General features: G+C 69.0%; 18 protein-coding genes. 7 read left to right on the plus strand and 11 right to left on the minus strand.

Features of this window, described 5'->3' with window-relative positions:
• Positions 1-17: 17 nt before the first annotated feature.
• A complete protein-coding gene (locus ACFV4K_RS26410; protein WP_379278507.1) occupies positions 18-773 on the minus strand; it encodes an RDD family protein in 756 nt (251 codons plus the stop codon).
• 142 nt (positions 774-915) lie between these two features.
• On the opposite strand from ACFV4K_RS26410, the gene ACFV4K_RS26415 reads away from it, so the two are divergent.
• On the plus strand, positions 916-1,089 hold the full coding sequence (locus ACFV4K_RS26415; protein WP_379278530.1) for a DUF1272 domain-containing protein: 174 nt from the start codon (positions 916-918) through the stop codon (positions 1,087-1,089).
• A 44-nt stretch (positions 1,090-1,133) separates the two neighbouring features.
• Positions 1,134-2,003 carry a polysaccharide deacetylase family protein gene (locus tag ACFV4K_RS26420; protein ID WP_379278509.1) on the plus strand — a complete coding sequence of 290 codons (870 nt, stop codon included), beginning with the start codon at positions 1,134-1,136 and terminating at the stop codon, positions 2,001-2,003.
• Positions 2,004-2,030: 27 nt separating this feature from the next.
• On the opposite strand, the gene ACFV4K_RS26425 is transcribed toward ACFV4K_RS26420, so the two are convergent.
• Complete coding sequence (locus ACFV4K_RS26425) at positions 2,031-2,765, minus strand: hypothetical protein (protein ID WP_379278511.1); 735 nt, start codon at positions 2,763-2,765, stop codon at positions 2,031-2,033.
• 132 nt (positions 2,766-2,897) lie between these two features.
• On the opposite strand from ACFV4K_RS26425, the gene serC reads away from it, so the two are divergent.
• The 3 genes from serC to ACFV4K_RS26440 all read left to right on the plus strand — a co-directional run bounded on the left by serC (position 2,898) and on the right by ACFV4K_RS26440 (position 6,279).
• Positions 2,898-4,022, plus strand: a complete 1,125-nt coding sequence (gene serC / locus ACFV4K_RS26430; protein WP_357282542.1) for a phosphoserine transaminase — start codon at positions 2,898-2,900, stop codon at positions 4,020-4,022.
• A 220-nt stretch (positions 4,023-4,242) separates the two neighbouring features.
• Complete coding sequence (gene sepH / locus ACFV4K_RS26435; RefSeq protein ID WP_379278513.1) at positions 4,243-5,301, plus strand: septation protein SepH; 1,059 nt, start codon at positions 4,243-4,245, stop codon at positions 5,299-5,301.
• A gap of 240 nt (positions 5,302-5,541) precedes the next feature.
• On the plus strand, positions 5,542-6,279 hold the full coding sequence (locus tag ACFV4K_RS26440; RefSeq protein WP_379278515.1) for a DUF6928 family protein: 738 nt from the start codon (positions 5,542-5,544) through the stop codon (positions 6,277-6,279).
• Between the two features lie 20 nt (positions 6,280-6,299).
• Here ACFV4K_RS26440 and ACFV4K_RS26445 read toward each other — a convergent pair whose 3' ends face one another.
• Positions 6,300-6,593: a DUF2537 domain-containing protein gene (locus ACFV4K_RS26445; RefSeq protein WP_379278516.1), complete on the minus strand. Its 294-nt coding sequence runs from the start codon at positions 6,591-6,593 to the stop codon at positions 6,300-6,302.
• Positions 6,590-7,393 carry a TrmH family RNA methyltransferase gene (locus tag ACFV4K_RS26450; RefSeq protein ID WP_379278517.1) on the minus strand — a complete coding sequence of 268 codons (804 nt, stop codon included), beginning with the start codon at positions 7,391-7,393 and terminating at the stop codon, positions 6,590-6,592. Before ACFV4K_RS26450 ends, ACFV4K_RS26445 begins: the two co-directional genes overlap by 4 nt.
• A gap of 89 nt (positions 7,394-7,482) precedes the next feature.
• Here ACFV4K_RS26450 and ACFV4K_RS26455 point away from each other — a divergent pair, with 89 nt between their 5' ends.
• Positions 7,483-7,848 (plus strand): FKBP-type peptidyl-prolyl cis-trans isomerase, encoded by a 366-nt coding sequence (locus ACFV4K_RS26455; protein ID WP_357089426.1) that lies wholly within the window; start codon positions 7,483-7,485, stop codon positions 7,846-7,848.
• A 75-nt stretch (positions 7,849-7,923) separates the two neighbouring features.
• Here ACFV4K_RS26455 and ACFV4K_RS26460 read toward each other — a convergent pair whose 3' ends face one another.
• The 7 genes from ACFV4K_RS26460 to ACFV4K_RS26490 form a co-directional block, all read right to left on the minus strand.
• Complete coding sequence (locus ACFV4K_RS26460; protein ID WP_379278519.1) at positions 7,924-8,589, minus strand: RDD family protein; 666 nt, start codon at positions 8,587-8,589, stop codon at positions 7,924-7,926.
• Positions 8,590-8,644: 55 nt separating this feature from the next.
• The gene (locus ACFV4K_RS26465; protein WP_357089931.1) at positions 8,645-8,926 is read right to left on the minus strand and encodes a hypothetical protein; all 282 of its coding nucleotides are present in this window, start codon (positions 8,924-8,926) and stop codon (positions 8,645-8,647) included.
• Between the two features lie 148 nt (positions 8,927-9,074).
• The gene (locus ACFV4K_RS26470; RefSeq protein WP_379278520.1) at positions 9,075-10,232 is read right to left on the minus strand and encodes a hypothetical protein; all 1,158 of its coding nucleotides are present in this window, start codon (positions 10,230-10,232) and stop codon (positions 9,075-9,077) included.
• Between the two features lie 73 nt (positions 10,233-10,305).
• Entirely contained in the window at positions 10,306-11,706 is a 1,401-nt protein-coding gene (locus ACFV4K_RS26475) for an ATP-binding protein (protein WP_379278522.1), read from the minus strand.
• On the minus strand, positions 11,703-12,404 hold the full coding sequence (locus ACFV4K_RS26480) for a response regulator transcription factor (protein WP_379278524.1): 702 nt from the start codon (positions 12,402-12,404) through the stop codon (positions 11,703-11,705). The genes ACFV4K_RS26475 and ACFV4K_RS26480 overlap by 4 nt, the downstream gene beginning before the upstream one ends.
• Before the next feature lie 190 nt (positions 12,405-12,594).
• Positions 12,595-12,981: a hemophore-related protein gene (locus ACFV4K_RS26485; RefSeq protein WP_379278526.1), complete on the minus strand. Its 387-nt coding sequence runs from the start codon at positions 12,979-12,981 to the stop codon at positions 12,595-12,597.
• Positions 12,982-13,099: 118 nt separating this feature from the next.
• Positions 13,100-15,226: an AMP-binding protein gene (locus ACFV4K_RS26490; protein WP_379278527.1), complete on the minus strand. Its 2,127-nt coding sequence runs from the start codon at positions 15,224-15,226 to the stop codon at positions 13,100-13,102.
• Positions 15,227-15,567: 341 nt separating this feature from the next.
• Here ACFV4K_RS26490 and ACFV4K_RS26495 point away from each other — a divergent pair.
• Positions 15,568-18,137 (plus strand): ATP-binding protein (locus tag ACFV4K_RS26495; RefSeq protein WP_379278529.1); only part of this gene is annotated, 2,570 nt, incomplete at its 3' end.

Below are 18,137 nucleotides of genomic sequence, written 5' to 3' on the forward strand. Positions count from 1 at the left end.
GGCCATTGTTTTTCGTCCTACGCTTTGACGACGATCGTCCCCATGATCTTGTCGCCGAGGGTCTGCTTCTTCTCGTCCCAGAGCGGCCACAGCCAGCCCAGGTAGCAGCAGAGGGTGTTCACCATCTCGGCGAAGTAGCGCACGATGGCCATGCCGAAACCGACGGGCTGGCCGGTCGATTCCTTGAGCAACCGGATGCCAGCCACCCGCTTGCCGAGCGTCTGGCCGGTGGTGCCTTCCTGGTAGGCCATGAACAGCCCGGCCCCGACCAGCGCCACGAAGCCGATCAGCACACAGATGAAGCCCAGGGCGTTCATGGTGCCCGAGTCGCAGTAGGTCGAGTAGCGGGTGGTCGTGCACTCGGGCTCCGAGGTGCCCGCGGTGTTGGCGATGACGTCGAGCAGGATGAACGGGCCCATCACGACCAGGGTGTCCACCAGCCGCGCGCCCACTCGTGTGCCCCAGCTCGCGTAATTCGCTCCGAACCCCCCGAACGGAGCGTAACCGGGCTGGGGCGCGCCGTAAGCGGGTTGCGGTGCGCCATAAGGAGATTGGGGAGCCCCGTACGCGGGCTGCGGGGCCCCGTAGACGGGCTGCTGTGGAGCGTCGTAGCCGGGTTGCGGTGCGCCGTAGGGCGACTGGGGCGCGCCGTAACCCGGCGGCGGGGCCGCGTAACCGGGCTGGGGCGCGCCGTAGCCCGGGGCGGGCTGATCGGCGGGCGGGTAGCCGTACCCCGGCTGCTGCTGCGGGTACGGGTTGTTCGGGTAAGTCAATGCGCTTCCTTGCAAAAGGGTTGATTCGGACAGGCAGGCTACAGTCTGGGGCACTCGGGCCTTCGATATGAAAAGGAAATCGATCACACTCGCGCACGGGGGACCGGAAGCGCGCGGACGAGGAGACCGGATGGCACTGGAAATGCGGACACGCTGTGAACGATGCGAGATTGCCCATTTACCTGCTGAGGGTCCGGCGCTGATCTGCAGCTACGAGTGCACCTTCTGTGAATCGTGTGGTCGAACAATGGATTACGGATGCCCCAACTGCGGTGGCGAATTGGTTGCCAGACCGCGACGGCGGCGAGAATCCTGATTCAGGCCGTAGATTGCGCGCCGGGATTGACATAACCTGCTCCGGTGCTCGACGCAGGACTGTCCAGGCGCGGCTTCTTCGCCGCGGGCGCGGCGCTGGCCGCGGGCCTCGTCACCGCCGGATGCGGTGTGGCGAACGGCAACTCGTCCGACCGCATCCTCGATCCACCGCGTGGCGCCGCCGATCCGGCCTCCGCGCCGGCCCGGCTACCCGTCTCCACGGTGTCCCCGGACGCCGTCGCGGCCAAGTACGCGGGCCGCACCCCGAAGGCCTGGGGTGTCGACGTCGACGGCATCCTGACCGGCTTCAACCCGACCGGCAAGCAGTTCGCCGTCACCTTCGACGCCTGCGGCGGCCCCGGCAACAACGACATCGACGAGAACCTGCTCGCCTTCCTGCAGGCCCAGCAGATCCCGGCCACCCTGTTCCTGAACAAGCGCTGGATCGACGCCAACCCGGCCCGTGCCGGGCAGCTGGCCGCCAACCCGCTGTTCGAGATCGGCAATCACGGCACCGCGCACTGCCCGCTCTCGGTGAACGGCCGTGCCGCCTACGAGATCAAGGGCACCGCCTCCGCGCAGGCCGCGGTGGACGAGGTGTGGGGCAACCACCAGCGCATCGCCGCCCTGACCGGGCACGGGCCGCGGTTCTTCCGCGCCGGCACCGCCCACTACGACGAGGTGGCGGTGTCGATCGTGCAGGACCTGGGCGAGACCCCGGTCGGCTATACGGTGAACGCGGACTTCGGCGCGACCGCCTCGGCCGCGCAGGTGCAGTCGGCGATGTCGGGAGCCAAGTCCGGCGGCATCTCCCTGGCCCACATGCATCGGCCCAAGTCGGGCACCGGTGCGGGCATGCTGGCCGCGCTCCCGGCGCTGAAGGCCAACGGCTTCCAATTCGTGCATCTGCCCTAGCACTTCGGCCCGCCTCCGGCGCGACGGTCAGTTGCGCCGGGAGGCCGCCCAGTCGACGGCCACGGATTCGCCGCGATCCACGGTGAAGAACGCCACATCCAGGTGCCGGCCCAGATCGACCAGCTCCAGCGCCGAGAGCGGCACCGGTTGCACCACCCGCACCCGCCACGGGCCGGGCTCGTCCCAGGCGTGCAGCTCCAGGTCCAGCCGCAGCACCGGATCGTCGCGCCCGGTGTAATCGGCCGCGACCGGGGTGGCGGCCAGCACGGTGGCGCGGGCGCGGCGGCCGTCGGCCAGGATCTTGGCGATATTGGTGCGCGAGGTCTCCTCCGGCGCGGGTAGATACAGCACCACCCGGTCGGGATCGCCGGGATCGGCCCGGCAGCGGATGATGTCGCCGGGCTGCATCCACTCCCGGTCGGCGGCGGCCGCCCGCTGCCGGACCCGGGTCTCGTAGCCGTGCCGGCCCTCGATCTGGACCCGCATCCAGAACTCCGGGGCGGGCCCGTCGTCGCGGACGCCGAGGATGGTGGCCGTGCCCTCCAGGCCGTGCAGCAGCAGCGCCCGGCGGGCGGCGTCGTCGAGAACGGGACCCCGCCGGGTCAGGCCGCGTGAGCCGAACTGCGAGGACAGGCGCGCCAGCAGGCCCAGACGCGGCCCGTTGCCGGGCCGCGGCCGCGCGGAATCCGGGGGCAGCCCGGGGGCGGGAGCGGTCTGCTGGTCGGATGCGGTGTTCGGTCGCTTGTCCGCGGCCATGTCCATGGTGCTGAACCGTAGTGCGTCTGTGGCGAGGCACACAGCGATACGCGCCGTTTGTCGAACCCGCTGGCGAGATTGTTTTTTCACCCGGACCCGGCCGTGAGCGCGGGTGCCAGCCCCACTACCCTTGTCGCCATGACCTCTGCGTTCCCGACCATCCCCGACGATCTCAAGCCCGCCGACGGACGGTTCGGTTGCGGCCCCTCCAAGGTCCGCCCCGAGCAGCTGCAGTCCCTGGTGGATACCGGCGCTTCGGTGTTCGGTACCTCGCACCGGCAGAAGCCGGTCAAGGACGTGGTGGCGCGGGTGCGCTCCGGTCTGCGCGACCTGTTCTCCCTGCCCGACGGCTACGAGGTCGTGCTGGGCAACGGTGGCACCACCGCGTTCTGGGACGCCGCCGCCTTCGGCCTGATCCGCGAGAAGTCGCTGCACCTGAGCAACGGCGAGTTCTCCTCGAAGTTCGCCTCGGTCGCCAAGGGCAACCCGTTCATCGGTGACCCGATCGTGGTGAAGTCGGAGCCGGGCGACGCCCCCGAGCCGACCTCCGACCCGTCGGCCGACCTCATCGGCTGGGCCCACAACGAGACCTCGACCGGTGTCGCCATCCCGGTGTCGCGTCCGGCCGGTTCCGAGCACGCCCTGGTCGCCATCGACGCCACCTCCGGCGCGGGCGGTCTGCCGGTGAACATCGCCGACACCGACGTGTACTACTTCGCTCCGCAGAAGTGCTTCGCCTCCGACGGCGGCCTGTGGATCGCGCTGATGAGCCCGAAGGCTCTGGAGCGTGTGGAGGAGATCAAGAACTCGGGTCGCTGGACCCCGGAGTTCCTGTCGCTGCCGATCGCGATCGACAACTCCACCAAGGACCAGACCTACAACACCCCGGCGCTTGCCACCCTGTTGCTGTTCGCCAACCAGATCGAGTGGATGAACGGCAATGGCGGTCTGGACTGGGCCGTGAAGCGCACCGCCGACTCCTCCTCGCGCCTGTACTCGTGGGCCGAGACCAGCGAGTACGCCACCCCGTTCGTCGGCAACCCGGCGCTGCGCTCGCAGGTCGTGGGCACCATCGACTTCGCCGACAGCGTGGACGCCGCGCAGGTCGCGAAGGTGCTGCGCGCCAACGGCATCGTGGACACCGAGCCGTACCGGAAGCTGGGTCGTAACCAGCTGCGTATCGGCATGTTCCCGGCCATCGACCCCGACGATGTGTCGCAGCTGACCCGCTGCGTCGACTGGGTCGTCGAAAAGCTCGGCTGATCAGTAGAAATGGCATCTGACCGGGCGAACGCGCCTCGCGAAACCCGGTTTCGGAGCTGAGGCGAATCGATCACACTAATGCGGCGCGGAAGTCTGGGAACAGATTTCCGCGCCGCGTGTCTTGCCCCATGATTCACAGAAGTGCACTACTGTTCCAGAACGTGGGCGGTGTCGCGAGCCTAGCTATAGCTGTGAGTTGCGCAGCGAACAGGAGGTAACGGTGCGTGAACTTCGAGTAATCGGATTGACGCCCGATTCCACGCATATCGTGTGCATCGATACGGAGAGCGGCCAGAAGTACCGGCTTGCCGCCGACGATAAACTGCGCGCCGCCGCCCGCGGAGATCTTGCCCGATTCGGCCAAATCGAGATCGAAACGGAAGCCACGATGCGCCCTCGCGATATCCAGGCTCGTATCCGTGCCGGCGCCTCGGTGGAGCAGGTCACCGAAGAGTCGGGCATGCCGCTGTCTCGCGTCGAACGTTTCGCGTATCCCGTTCTGCTGGAACGCGCCCGGGCCGCGGAGCTGGCGCAGAAGGCGCACCCGGTCCGCAACGACGGCCCCGCCGTGGAGACCCTGATCGAGATCGTGTCGGCCGCGTTCGCCGAGCGCGGCCACAATATCGAGGTCGCCGAATGGGACGCCTGGAAGGACGAGAAGGGCTACTGGGTGGCCCAATTGCAGTGGCAGGCGGGCCGTTCGGTGATCGCCGCGCACTGGCGCTACCAGCCCGACGCGCACGGCGGCTCCGTGGTGCCGCTCGACGATCCGGCCTCCGACCTCATCGACCCCGACTTCGGCCGGGCCCTGCGCGGCCTGGCGACCATCCTGCCGGACCAGACCGATCCGGTGGTGGAGGCGGTTCCCGCGCCCGCGCCCGTGGTGCGTGAGGAGCGCGGCTCCGACTACGAGCCCGCCCCCGCGCGAGTCGCCCAGCAGCAGAACGTGGATGACTACTACGAGCAGCGCGCCGCGGTCGGCGACGGCACCGTGCCGGTGACCACCGCGGCCGCTCCGGCTCCCGCTCCGGCTCCGGCCGCGAAGGAACCGGCGGCTCCGGCGCAGCCCGCGACTCCGGCGGCGACCGCCCCGGTGCCGCCCGCGACCCCGCCCGCTCCGGCTCCGGCCGCCGAGCCCGCCCCGGAAGCGGCACCGACTCCCGCGCAGCCCGCGGCGAAGTCCAACGCGCAGAAGCCGAATCGGGCCAAGCGTGGCGGCAAGGCGCCGATGCCGTCCTGGGAGGACGTGCTTCTAGGCGTGCGCAGCTCGGGTCACTGATCGCGTTCGGCTCGAGTCGCTGACGCTTTTTCGATCTTCACGAATGCCGGTGGGTTGCTGATCTTCCGGCATGTCGTTCGTCGCCGCGCCGCGAAACGGCGTTGGCAACAGCCGCATTTCGGGCTGTCGCGGGGGTAGATTCAATCCTGTTGGCGGGTCGGTCCCGGCCGATCGATTTAGGCTCCGACCGGCCGCTATGCGTTGCTCGAAAGTAGCCATTGCGCGAGGGAGGTGACGTCGGTGCCATCAACGGTCTCATCCCTGTGGTACGTCGACGCCCCCGATCCGGTGGCCGTGCTGCGCGCGCATCCGGGACCCGATCCCGATGCCGCCTTCGCGCTCGCCCGGCAGCTCAATCCGGACCGGGACGTGGTGCCCGCCGCCTCCGGCAGCATGAAGGTGTGGGCGGGCCCGGACCCCGAATCCATGTACATCGGTTGCTATCCCGGCGTCACGGTGGTGTGTTCCACCCAGGCCGCGCTGCCGCGGCCCACCCGGCTGCCGGAGTTGCTGGTCCGCCCGCTCGCCTCCGAGCAGACCTACCTGGTCTCCTACGACCTGTCGCTGGGCTGGGGCGCGTTCGCGCATTGGGAGCGTGGCGAATTCCGCCGCTCCTTCAGCGCGACCCGGGTCAATATCCTCGAGGACGAGGGCATGCCGCGGGTCTGGGAGCGGCAGTACTGGGCGGGCGAGCATCCGATCGTCCTCGCCCCCGGCGAACTGCTCGACCCACAGCTGCTGCCCTTCGATCCGCCCGCCTTCGCGGACGCCGCCAACGAGCAGTGGCTCGGATTCCGTTACCGCGGCAAAACTTCCGCGGACGCCCCGACCCCCGACCAGATCGAGGTCTGCGGATTCTCGCTGTACCCCCGGGGCGAAGCGCCGCGGCTGGACAGCGCACCGGAACCCCCGATCGAGCACGGCAACGGCAGACGCGGACTGTTCGGCTGGCTGCGCGGCCGGGACCGCGTCTCCTGACCGAATTCTCCCCGGCCGGTTCAGGACAGCAGAAGGCTCAGCCAGGCCACCAGCACGCCCACGCCCAGTCCCGCGATCACCCAGCGGGTCACCGGGGCGAACCGCCAGCGCCAGGCCGTCGGCGCGGCCCCGCCCACCGCGATCAGATTGACCACCACCGACAGCAGCGGATGGATCTGCGCCAGCGCCGCCCCGAAGGCGTACACGCCCGTCGCGGTCAGCGCCGCCACCATGACGACCACGGCGATGCCGCTGGCCCACGGCGTGGGTTCGGAATATCCGTATCCGTACGGTCCGTCGGGCGGATGACTCACTGCGCACGCACTCTCTCGTAGAAGGCCATGGCGGCCGCTGTCGCCACATTAAGCGAATCGGTGCCGGGAGTCATAGGGATGCGGGCCCGAATGTCGCTGGCGCGCATGGTCTCCTCGGTCAGCCCGGGGCCTTCCGCGCCGAGCAGCAGCGCCACCCGGTCGCCGGTCATGGCGGTGGCGAGGGTGCCCGCCTTCGGGTTCGGGGTGAGCGCGACGATCTGGAAACCGCGCTCGCGCAGCACCTCCAGGCCCGCCGGGAACGGCGGCAGCTGGGCGAACGGCACCCGCAGCACGTGCCCCATGGACACGCGCACGGCGCGCCGGTACAGCGGATCCGAGCAGCGGTCGCCGAACAGCACCGCGTCCGCGCCGAGTCCGGCCGCGTTGCGGAAGATGGAACCGATGTTCTCGTGGTCGTTCACACCCTCGAGCACCGCGACGGTGCGCGCGTCCTCCAGTACTTCCGCGGCGCCGAGTTCACGCGGCCGATAAGCCCCCGCGAGCACGCCTCGATTCAAATGGAATCCCACGACCTCGGCCATCACCGCGGCACTGGTCCGGTAATACGGAATATCCACCGCCGCGAGATCCTCGCGCAGCTGCTCATATCGGTTCGCGACGCCGAACAATGCGAACGGCGTGAACCGCGACGCCAGCATGCGCTGCACCACCACCACGCCCTCCGCGATCACCAGGCCTTTTCCGCCCGGCAGATCGGGCCGGCGGTCGGCATTATTGAGGTCGCGGAAATCGGCGACCCGCGGATCGGCGGGGTCGTCGATATCGATCACTTCGGCCACTCGCCCATTTTCGCCTCCGCCCGGGGCGGCCGAATGGGCGGGGCATAGGGTAGATCACGTTCCGATCCCCTAATCGAAGAGGACAGCCCATGAGCAGCAAGCCGGAAATCGAGTTTCAGGACGGCCCCGCCCCCGCCGAGCTCGTGATCAAGGACCTCGTTGTGGGTGAGGGCAGTGAAGCGAAGCCCGGCGACACCGTCGATGTCCACTACGTGGGTGTCGAGTACGACTCCGGCGAGCAGTTCGACGCCTCCTGGGACCGTGGCGAGTCGATCGTCTTCCCGCTGCGCGGCCTGATCCAGGGCTGGCAGGACGGCATCCCCGGCATGAAGGTGGGCGGCCGCCGTCAGCTGACCATCCCGCCGAAGCTGGCCTACGGCGAGGCCGGCCGCGGTCACCAGCTCTCGGGCAAGACCCTGGTCTTCGTCATCGACCTGCTGGACGTCGTGAACTGACGCCTCCGGGTCGCTGAAAAACGCGTGCCCGCCGCGCATTCCGCGCGGCGGGCACTATTGTCTCCTCGTCCGATCTCAGACCTTGACCACGATGCTGCCGATGATCTTGTCGGCGAAGGTCTGCCGCTTGGCGTCCCAGATCGGCCACAGCCAGCCGATATAGCAGGCGAGGCTGTCCACGAAGTGGCAGAGCTGGCGGACGAAGGCCATACCGAAGCCCAGCACCTGGCCGTCCGCTTCGCGAACGAGCTTGATGTTGAGCATCTTCCGGCCGGGGGTCTGGCCGGTGGTGCCCTCCCTGTAGATGAGCCAGAGCGCGCCGGCCAAGGCGATGAGGGCGCCGACGACGATGAGCGCGACGCCCGCGCCGGATAGCCCGCCCGAGCAGTTGGTGCTGTAGGAGGTGTCGGTCTGCTCGGTCACGCAGTCGGCGTCCTTGAATCCGATGACGAAGCCGAGCGTGTAGAAGATGGCCGCGGGCACGAACACGATCAGCCGGTCGATCAGGTACGCGCCGACCCGCGCGCCCCAGCTGGCGTAGGGCGGGGCGGGGTACGCGGCGTAGCCCGGCTGGTAGCCGTAGCCCCCGGGCTGCCCAGGAACGCCGCCGGGCGGTTGCTGGCCGTAACCGGGAGGTGGCTGCTGCCCGTACCCAGGTGGCGGCTGCCCGTATCCGGGTGGTTGCTGCCCGAAGCCAGGCTGCTGCGGCTGCTGCGAGTAGGGATCGTTGCCGTAGGTCATCGGTTCCTCCCCAAGAGGATGCGGGGGTATGGCCCCCGCATTCTCTCCCGAATCGCTATCCGACGATGGCGTTCATGATGGTTCCCGCGCTGGTGGCGGTCGCGCCGCCCAGCATGGCGTTGGCGACCATCTTGGGCGAGGCCGAGCCGCCGCCCCACTTCTCCCAGGCGAAACGCCCGCCACCGTAGGTGATGGCCGCGATGCCGGACATCTGGGTGAACCAGGTGAAGTAGCGGAACATCTTCATCATCTTGTCGGCCATGGGCGGGGTTTCCGCGGTGGGATTGCCGAGCTGGGCGAGAACCGTGCCGTACATGTCGTGTGCGGCGATCAGCATGCTCACGATCGTTTCCTCTCCGATACCGGGCGCTGAGTGGAGCCAAGATGCGGATGAAGCGGACGAGCTCATGAAACGGGTCGATTAGAGCAATTCGGGCACAGTGTACTCCGGTGAATCGCTGATCGTTGCTGATTGTTTGCGAACGTTATTTTCGGACGATGTCCACGGGATCGGTCAGGGCGGCCGCGATCACGGTCTGCTGCGGCACGCCGAGCTGGGGGAGCGCGCCCATGGCCTGGTTGGTCTGATTGCTCAGAAGCTTGGTGACGGACTGCAATTGGGCCACGCCGCCGGTCAGCGCCTGCATGGCGGTGACCAGCTGGGCGCCGGCCTGATCGGCGATCGCGGGAATGCTCTGCGCCAGCGACGCGCCCTGATTCAACTGGGCGCTTGCGTCATTCAGTCGTCCGGCCGCGTCGCGCAGCAGCTGCCCTACCTTGGTATCTGGAGTGACTTGCGTGCCTGTCAGATTCGCGAAGCCACTGAGCTGGACATCCGCCTGATTCGCGATATTGCGCAGACCCTGCAACTGGGTGATCACACTCGCCAATTGCGGATCCGTGGCGATCGGCAGCCCCTGCAACAACGGCACCACCACGTTGAGCCCGCCCGACAGCGCGCTCGCCGCCTGCGAGACCTGCCACATGGTGACGCCGGTCGAATCCAGTGCCGTGGCAAGCTGATTCGCCTGCGTGGTCGCCGCCGACAGGGTGGTGTTCAGGGCGTCGATGCCCGAAGTCAGTTGCCCCGCACCGGCTTTCGCCTGCGCCAGGAAGTCGGTCAGCTGATCCGCGCCGCCGGAGAACTGCTGCGCGCCGTCCGCGGCCGCCTGCACGCCCGCGCTCAGCATGCCCGAGGTCCCGGCGATCTGCGACACCTGCAGGCGCGCGGTGTTCATGGTCGAGAACAGGGTGTCCAGCCCGGCCGCGCTGACCTTCTTGGTCACCTCGCTCACCGCGTCGTTGACCAGGTTCGGGTCGGCGCGGTCGTGCGTGGCCACGGTGACCTGAGCCTTCTTCGGCTTGTCGGTGACCAGGGAGTTGATGTCGGCGGTCAGGTCGGCGGGCAGCGTGATCACCGCGGCGTAGTCGGTGGGGCTCGCCTCGTCGACGACCTCCCAGTGCCGGATTCCACTGGCCTGCAAGTCCTTCGCGATGCGCGCGCCCAGCGGGCCGGAATCGCCGTTGACGAGCGCGACCGCCGTGGGCGCGGTCCGCAGGCGGCCGATGCCGACGACGCTCGCCGCGACCGCGGCGGCGAGCAACAGGACGATCAGGACCCAGCGAGCACGTTTTCCGAACACGATTCAGACCGTAGAGGCCGGGTATGTCCGCTGCTCTGATGGATGTCTGAGAGTTCGGTAAAGACCGGTACGTTCACATCCGCGCGGGTGGCGGCGGCCACGCCCCGCGATCGGGGAGCTCCAGCACCAGCCGCACCCCACCCAGCATGCCGTCGTCGAAATAGGCGCGGCCGCCGTGCAATTGGGCCTGCTGCGCCACCAGCGCCAGACCCAGCCCGGACCCGCCCTTGGTGGCCTGACTGCCCCGGAAGAAGCGCGCGAACACCTGCTCCCGCTCGTCGGCGGGCAGGCCGCGGCCATTGTCGTCGACGGTGATCACGATGCGTCCGTCGGGCGCGCGATGCGCCGTCACCAGCGCCTCGGTGGCCCCGCCGTGCCGCGCGGAATTGGTGAGCGCGTTGTCCACGGCCAGCCGCAGCCCGGTGGGCAGGCCCCGGGTGACGAGCTCGGCGTCGGCCTCGATCCACACCTTCAGCTGCGGGAAGTGCCGCATGGCGTCGTGCGCGGCGGCGTCGCACAGCTCGACCACGTCGGTGACCACATGGTCGCGTTCATGGGTGAGGTCGCCGGCGGCCAGCCGTTCCAGCGCGGCCAGCGTGGTCTCCACCCGGTTCTGACCGCGTTGCAGGTCGGTGAGGATCTCGCGGCGCTGTTCCTCGTTCAGGTCCAGGGTGCTGAGCACCTCGAGGTCGGTGCGCATGGCGGTGAGCGGGGTGCGCAGTTCGTGCGCGGACACCGCCGCGAAATCGCGGGCGGTCTCCAGCGCGGTGGCGGTCTCGGCCTGCGCCCGATCCACCCGTTCCAGCAGCGTGTTGACGGCCTCGGCGAGTTTGTCCGCCTCCTTCACGCCCGAACCGTCCACCGAGAGCGGGACTTCCGATTCCCCGGTGGGCCCGCGCTCGTCGAGGTCCCGGGTGAGTTTCACGATCGGCCGCACCGCGCGCCCGCCGAACAGCCAGCCCAGCCCCGCCGACGCGGTCACCGCGAGCGCCGCGGCCAGGTACACCCAGCGCCGCTGCTCGTTGATGGTCTTCTCGGTCTGATTGGTCGGAATGCCCAGGGACACAACCTGTCCCGCGGGCTGCGCCTCGGTGGTGGTGAGCACCCGATAGGCATTGCCGTCCACGGTGACGGTGGCATTGCCGACCGGCAGCACCGGCAGTTTCACCGGCGTACTGGCCAGCGCGCGGTCGTTCAGACGGACCGTCAGCGCCATTTCCTTGTTGGGCGCGAGGATGTCGACCACATTGACCGCGAAGACCGGCTGGATCAACACCAGGCGCGACACCATCGACAACTGCTGATCGGCCTGGGCCATATTGCTGCGGCCGATGGCGTAGATGGTGATCCAGCTCAGGATCGCCACGATGACCGTCGCGCCCAGCGCCGCGGCGGCGGCGACGCGCACCCGCAGCGTGTAGGACCAGCGGCGGCGGCTGCCCCCGGGCGCGGAAGGGCCCGCCGCGGAGGTCATTTCGGCGCCCGCAGGACGAACCCGACGCCGCGGATGGTGTGCAGCAGGCGCGGGGTGCCCTCGACCTCGAGCTTGCGCCGCAGATAACCCACGAACACGTCCACCACATTGGTGTCGGCCGCGAAGTCGTAGCCCCACACCAGTTCCAGCAGCCGTTCCCGGCTCAGCACCACCCCGGCGCTGCGGGCCAGCGTGGACAACAACTCGAATTCGCGCTTGGTGAGCTCGATCTCGGTGCCGTGCAGCAGCGCCCGATAGCCCGCGACATCGACTTCCAAGGGCCCCACGGTGATCGCGCCCGGGATCGCGGACGTCGGCGCGTCACTGCGCCGCCGCAGCAGCGCCTTGATCCGCGCCACCAGCTCGGCGAGCACGAACGGTTTGACCAGGTAATCGTCGGCCCCCGACTCCAGCCCGGCGATGCGGTCGTCCACCGAACTGCGCGCCGACAGCACACAGATCGGCACCTCGTTGCCCATGGCCCGCAGCGCGGTCACCACGCCCGCCCCGTCCAGGATCGGCATGTTCATATCGAGCACGACCGCGTCCGGGGCGAATTCATTGACACTGCGGAGCGCCGCCGCCCCGTCCCGGGCGATCACCACCCGGAAACCGGACAGTCGGAGCCCGCGCTCGACCGATGCGAGCACATCCTCATCGTCGTCGACGACCAGGACTGTAGGTACCGCTGCGTCCAATTTGCCCTCCGCTTCGCTCCGGGCGGGTTCGTGGCCCTGGAGGTCTCGTTCTGCCCTCCTCCGCTCCTCCGCTTCGCTCCCCGCTACAACGCGGAGGTCGATCAAGCCGCAGTCCAGGAACGAGACGGGCCGCGAACATGCGTGGTGTGCCGCCCGGGGGTGGCACACCACCAGTATTGCGCTGCGGCGGTCAGTAATTGTGGCAGGAGTCGGCGACTTGCTGGATGGCGGCGGCGATTCCGCCCGCACGCGGGTCGCTCGCGGCCTGGTCGGCGGCGTCGGGGTTGTCGCGCAGGTACTGGTCGAGCTCGGCCTGTCGCTCGGCGGGGGAGAGGTCGAACTTGGCCTTCAATTCCGCCTTGTAGCCGGGGTTCTGATCGAGGTACTGGGCCAGCATCGGGGACTTGTCGTGCAGGGCGGCGTCCACCTGGGCGAAGCTGCAGGTGGAGTTCAGGAGCGGCGCAACCAGATCCGCGGGCGAGGCGGAGGCGGTGGCGGGCGCGAAGGCGAGGGCGACGGCGGCGACCGCACCGGCTCCGAAGAGCGCACCGGCACGACGATTACGGACGAAGCTCATACAGCGACCTTCTTCTCAGTAGGCACAGCAACGGGTCGCGCGCGATTCCCGCGCGCCCGACCGACGCTAAACGACCGCTCTAGGAGGTCGATGAGCCAATTCTGAAAAGACTCTGAGGCTAGCCCGAGACGGCTTGATCCCCGGGCTGAGCGGCCGGATCGGCGGCGGCCGGATCCGGGCGGCGGATCGGAGTGGTGGCGACCGCGGCCTCGGCGGCGGCGATCCGCTCCTTGTCCTCCATCAAGGTCACCGCATCGCGGATCTGCCTCTCCAGCGTGGGCAGCATGGCGGCATCGTCGATGGTCGGCGGCACCTCGAAGGATTCACCCGAGGCGATCTGACGCATGGTGCGGCGCAGGATCTTTCCCGACCGGGTCTTGGGCAGCGAGGTGACCGCGACCACGTCGTAGAGGGTGGCGATGGCCCCGACCCGCTCCCGCACCCGGTCGATGATCTCCGCCCGCAGCCGCTCGGGCTCCATGTCGACGCCGGTCTTGAGCACCACGTACCCGATCGGCCGCTGTCCCTTGAGCTCGTCGGGAATGCCGACCACCGCGGTCTCGGCCACGGCCGGATGCCCGGCGATGGCCGCCTCGATCCCGCCCGCGGACAGCCGGTGCCCGGCCATATTGATGACGTCGTCGCTGCGGCCCAGGACGAACAGGTAGCCGTCCTCGTCGAAATAGCCGGAGTCCCCGGTCAGATAGTGGCCGGGGTAGGCGGAGAGATAGGAGCGCTCGTACCGCTCGTCGTCCTTCCACAGCGTGGTCAGGGTGCCGGGCGGCAGCGGCAGCCCGATGACGATATTGCCCTCGGTGTTCGGGGCGACCGCGTTGCCCTCGGAGTCCAGCACCCGTAGCCGGTACCCGGGCACCGGCACCGACGCCGAACCGGGCTTGATCGGAAGCTGCTGCAGTCCGAGCGGGTTCGCGCAGATGGGCCAGCCGGTCTCGGTCTGCCACCAGTGGTCCACCACCGGGCAGTCGGGGCGGTCGGCGAGCAGGGTCTCCACGGTCCACTCGTAGGTGGCCGGGTCCAGGCGTTCCCCGGCGCAGAACAGCGCCCGCAGCCGGGACAGATCGTGCTGATGGGCGAGCGCGGCGTCCGGATCGGCGCGGCGGATCGCCCGCAGCGCGGTCGGAGCGGTGAACATCACGTCCACCTGGTACTCGTCGACCAGGCGCCAGAAGGTGCCCGCGTCGGGGGTCCCGATCGGCTTGCCCTCGTAGAGCACGGTGGTGGCCCCGACCAGCAGCGGCGCGTAGACGATGTAGGAGTGCCCGACCACCCAGCCGATATCGGAGGTGGTGAGCATGGTCTGCCCCGCGCCGACCTCGTAGATATTGCGCATGGACCAGGCCATGGCGACCGCGTGGCCGCCATTGTCGCGGACCACGCCCTTGGGCTTCCCGGTGGTGCCGGAGGTGTAGAGGATATAGAGGGGATCGGTCGCGGCCATCGACACCGGATCGGCCGGTTCCGCCCCGATCTGCGCCTCGTCCCAATCGAGCCACCGGGCGACCACGGTCTCGCTGGAGGCGGGCAGCGAGTCGGTGGCGGCCTGCTCGGCCGGAAAACGAATGGTGGGGAAGCCCTCCCGCTGCTTGACCAGCACGGTTCTCGGGGCGGTGGTCTCGGCGAGGTCGAGGGCGGCGAGCACGATCGGCGGGTATTCGATGCGGCGTCCGGGTTCCAGGCCGCCGGAGGCCGTGATGATCAACACAGGTTCGGCGTCGTCGATGCGGGCCGCGAGTTCGTGGGCGGCGAAACCGCCGAAGACCACCGAGTGCACCGCGCCGATCCGGGCGCAGGCGAGCATGGCGATCACGGCCTCGGGAATCATCGGCATATAGATGACGACGCGGTCACCGGTTTTGACGCCCAGTCGCAGCATGGATCCGGCAAATCGGGCGACTTCGTCGAGCAACTCCCGATATGTGTAAATCCGCCTGGACCCGGTCATAGCCGAGTCGTATATTAGGGCCGGTTGTTGGGCGCGGCCTCCCTCCTGGCCCTCGGAAGAGCCTTCGGGAGTTGTGATCTCGCGCACATGCCGATCCAGCGCATTGTAGGAGGTGTTGAGGCGAGCGTCGGGAAACCACCGCGCCGCCGGGCGGGCGGCAGTATCGAGAATCTGGGTGGGAGGCACGTCCCAGCTGATGGATTCGGCCGCGGTGCGCCAGAACTCCGAGGGATCGACCAGGCTCAGCTGATACGCCGGTCGGTACTCCTGCTTCGCGTTCAACCCGGTGACTCCCTAGCTCCGCCTTGTGTCCTGAGAAGCGCTGAAGATGCCCGCCTCGATAGATCAGCCTGATTGTGGCAGACTTCACGCGACGTCCGGGCGGGCGCCGCGACCTTTGATTTTGCCTGGAATAGGCAGGTCAGGGACCGGTGGTTGCCAAGAGGTCACACAAGAAGTTATTGATCCGTTAGAATCGCATGTCACATATTTCGGCCGTCATGGACGCAATTTCTCGGCCAGCCGCCGTTCTCGGTCAGCTCCGTCTGTCGAGCCGAGCGTGCGATCGCTCGGAGGCTCGCTGATGGCGCGTGGCTGGGGCCAGTTTGGAAAGTGAGTGGGAGATGCGTGACGCCGCTAGGTCCGGCAGCAATAAGCGCTGGGCGCTGAGCAACTGGGACCTGCGATGGAAGGTCACGGCGGTGCTCGCCGTGCCGTTGTTGGTCGCTGTTGTGCTGGGTGCGTCCAGGATCTCGGCGGAGTTCGCCGATTCGAGCAGGCTCTCGACGGCGACCGACCACGTCGGGGTGATCCCGGCGATCACCGGTCTCAGTGCGGACGCGGCGCAGGTGGCCAGTGGCCAGATGGTCATGCTGGGCCCGAACCAGTCCTTGACCTCGGACCCGGAACTCACTCAATTGGATACGGCGATCTCGTTCGCCGAGAAGGCCGCGACCCGGCTGAGTGACCTCCCCACCGCTCGTTCGGCGCTGGACGAGATGATCGTGGGCGCCAAGGCGATCCGGGCGCAGGGCCTCGCGCCCTCGAAGTCGATTCCCGACACCGTCGCCCAGGTCGAGCGGATTCGTGGCGACAGCGTGCGCACGGTGGAATCCATCGTGGCGACCATCGCCGACAAGAACGTGGACCAGTCCAAGCTGCGCCTGGTCGACTCGCTGAACACCCGCTGGATGCTGTTCAACGAGGTCGCCGGCATGGCGGAGGCGCTCCGCAGCAACCCGAAGGATGGCCTCAAGGACATCCAGATCAGTGTCAGCACCGAGCGGCAGATGCTCGCCGTGCTGGCCCACCGCTTCCCGGACGGCGACGCGACCGTCGCCGATCTGCAGCGTGGCGCGGACACCCGCGTGCAGCTGGTGAACGGCCCGCAGGCGCTGGCCGGTCAGCTGCCGGTGGCCGAGCTGAAGGACTCGCTGGTCGCGAGCATCAACGGCTATCAGTCGATCGCGGGGGGCGCGACCAAGGACATCGTGTCCCGAGTCGAGGACCTCGCGGCGGCGGCCCGTTCGGACGCCATTCGCTACTCGATCATCGTGATCGCCACCATCCTCGGCGCCCTGGCGCTGGCCGTGCTGATCGCGCGCGCGATGATCGTCCCGCTGCGCCGTCTGCGCCTGGCCGCCCTGCGCGTCGCCGAATACGACCTCGGCCAGGAAGTCTCCGCGCTGCGTGAGGGCGCCGACCCCGAAGACGTTCCGCTGGAACCGATGCCGGTGCACACCGACGAAGAGGTCGGCCAGCTGGCTCGCGCCGTCGACGACATCCACGGTCAGGCGCTGCGCCTGGCCGCCGCCCAGCACGCCATGCGTACCCAGGTCAACGACATGTTCGAGACCCTGGCACGGCGCTCCAAGTCCCTCGTCGACCATCAGCTCTCGCTCATCGAGGCGATGGAGTACGACGAGAAGGACCCGCGCCTGCTCGAGAACCTCTTCCGTCTCGACCACCTCGCCGCCCGTATGCGGCGAAACGGCGACAACCTGCTGATTCTGGCCGGTACCAAGCAGCGCCGGACCAAGTCCGCGCCGGTTGAGATCGCCGACGTGCTGCGCGCCGCCATCTCCGAGGTGGAGGACTACGAGCGCGTCAAGCTGGGCGCCACCCCGCGTGGTTCGCTGGTCGAGCCCGCCGCGTCCGACCTCGCGCACCTGTTCGCCGAGCTCCTGGACAACGCGCTGCGCGCCTCTCCGCCGGAGACCGACGTCAAGTTCACCTTCGCTCAGGCCCACGATCAGGGTCTGCTGATCGAGGTCGCGGACCGCGGTATCGGTATGCCCCCGGCCGAGATGGCCGAGATCAACCGGCGACTGGAGGCCGTGGCCGAGGTCGGCCCGGACACCGCGCGTCACATGGGTCTGTTCGTGGTCGGCCGCCTGGCCGAGCGCCACGGCCTGACCGTGCGCCTGCGCCCGACCTTCGACACCGCCCGGGATCCGGGTGTGACCGTCACCGTGCACGTGCCCAAGCCGCTGATCGTCTCGCCGGGTGGCGCCATCTCGGTTCCGCCGCAGCAGGGACAGCAGCAGCCGGCTCCCGCTCCGGCCCCGACGGCGTCCGCGCCGCAGGGTGCGGGCAACCAGGCCGGTGCCCCGGCCTCCATGCAGATGCGCGCGGTCACCCGCACGGCGACCGGCAATGTCATGGTCACCGTGGATCCGGGTGTGAGCGGGCCGATTCCGGCGGGCACGGCGGCGGGCGCCGCCCCGAGCCCGGCTCCTGCCGCCCCGGCCGCGGCCAGTGCCGCCACCGGTCTGCCCACTCGCCAGCCGGGCGCCCAGGTGCCGGGTGGTCTGCCGACCCGTCAACCGGGTGTGAACGGTCCGACCGTCAAGCACACCGTGTCCGCGCCGGGCGGTTCCGCGCCGGGTGGGGCGAGACCGGGCCTACCCGTGCGGGATCCGGGTGCGAATGGTCCGTCCGCGCCCGCCGCTCAGCCGGGATCCAACCTTCCGCAGCGCGGCCAGGGCGAGCCCCCGGCGCAGCCGCGGGGCGGCCTCGCCGCCAATATGCTCAAGCGTCAAGGTGCTCCGGGCGGCAAAGCGCTGGGAGGTGGAGCGACGCCGCGACCGGGCGCACCGGGGGAGCCGGGACCCGCGCCGCGTGGTCCGGGGCAGGGGGGAGCGCCGCAGCCGGGTCAGACCGGTGCGATGCCGCAGCGCAATCCCTCTGTGGG

Source organism: Nocardia sp. NPDC059764 (assembly GCF_042732555.1).
Taxonomy (GTDB): domain Bacteria; phylum Actinomycetota; class Actinomycetes; order Mycobacteriales; family Mycobacteriaceae; genus Nocardia.

Bases quoted from the DNA above. Each gene is read 5' to 3' on its own strand.
- serC (WP_357282542.1), top strand. From the start codon at position 2,898: ATGACCTCTGCGTTCCCGACCATCCCCGACGATCTCAAGCCCGCCGAC.
- ACFV4K_RS26455 (WP_357089426.1), top strand. From the start codon at position 7,483: ATGAGCAGCAAGCCGGAAATCGAGTTTCAGGACGGCCCCGCCCCCGCC.
- ACFV4K_RS26485 (WP_379278526.1), bottom strand. From the start codon at position 12,981: ATGAGCTTCGTCCGTAATCGTCGTGCCGGTGCGCTCTTCGGAGCCGGT.
- ACFV4K_RS26465 (WP_357089931.1), bottom strand. From the start codon at position 8,926: ATGCTGATCGCCGCACACGACATGTACGGCACGGTTCTCGCCCAGCTC.
- ACFV4K_RS26415 (WP_379278530.1), top strand. From the start codon at position 916: ATGCGGACACGCTGTGAACGATGCGAGATTGCCCATTTACCTGCTGAG.
- ACFV4K_RS26460 (WP_379278519.1), bottom strand. From the start codon at position 8,589: ATGACCTACGGCAACGATCCCTACTCGCAGCAGCCGCAGCAGCCTGGC.
- ACFV4K_RS26475 (WP_379278522.1), bottom strand. From the start codon at position 11,706: ATGACCTCCGCGGCGGGCCCTTCCGCGCCCGGGGGCAGCCGCCGCCGC.
- ACFV4K_RS26425 (WP_379278511.1), bottom strand. From the start codon at position 2,765: ATGGACATGGCCGCGGACAAGCGACCGAACACCGCATCCGACCAGCAG.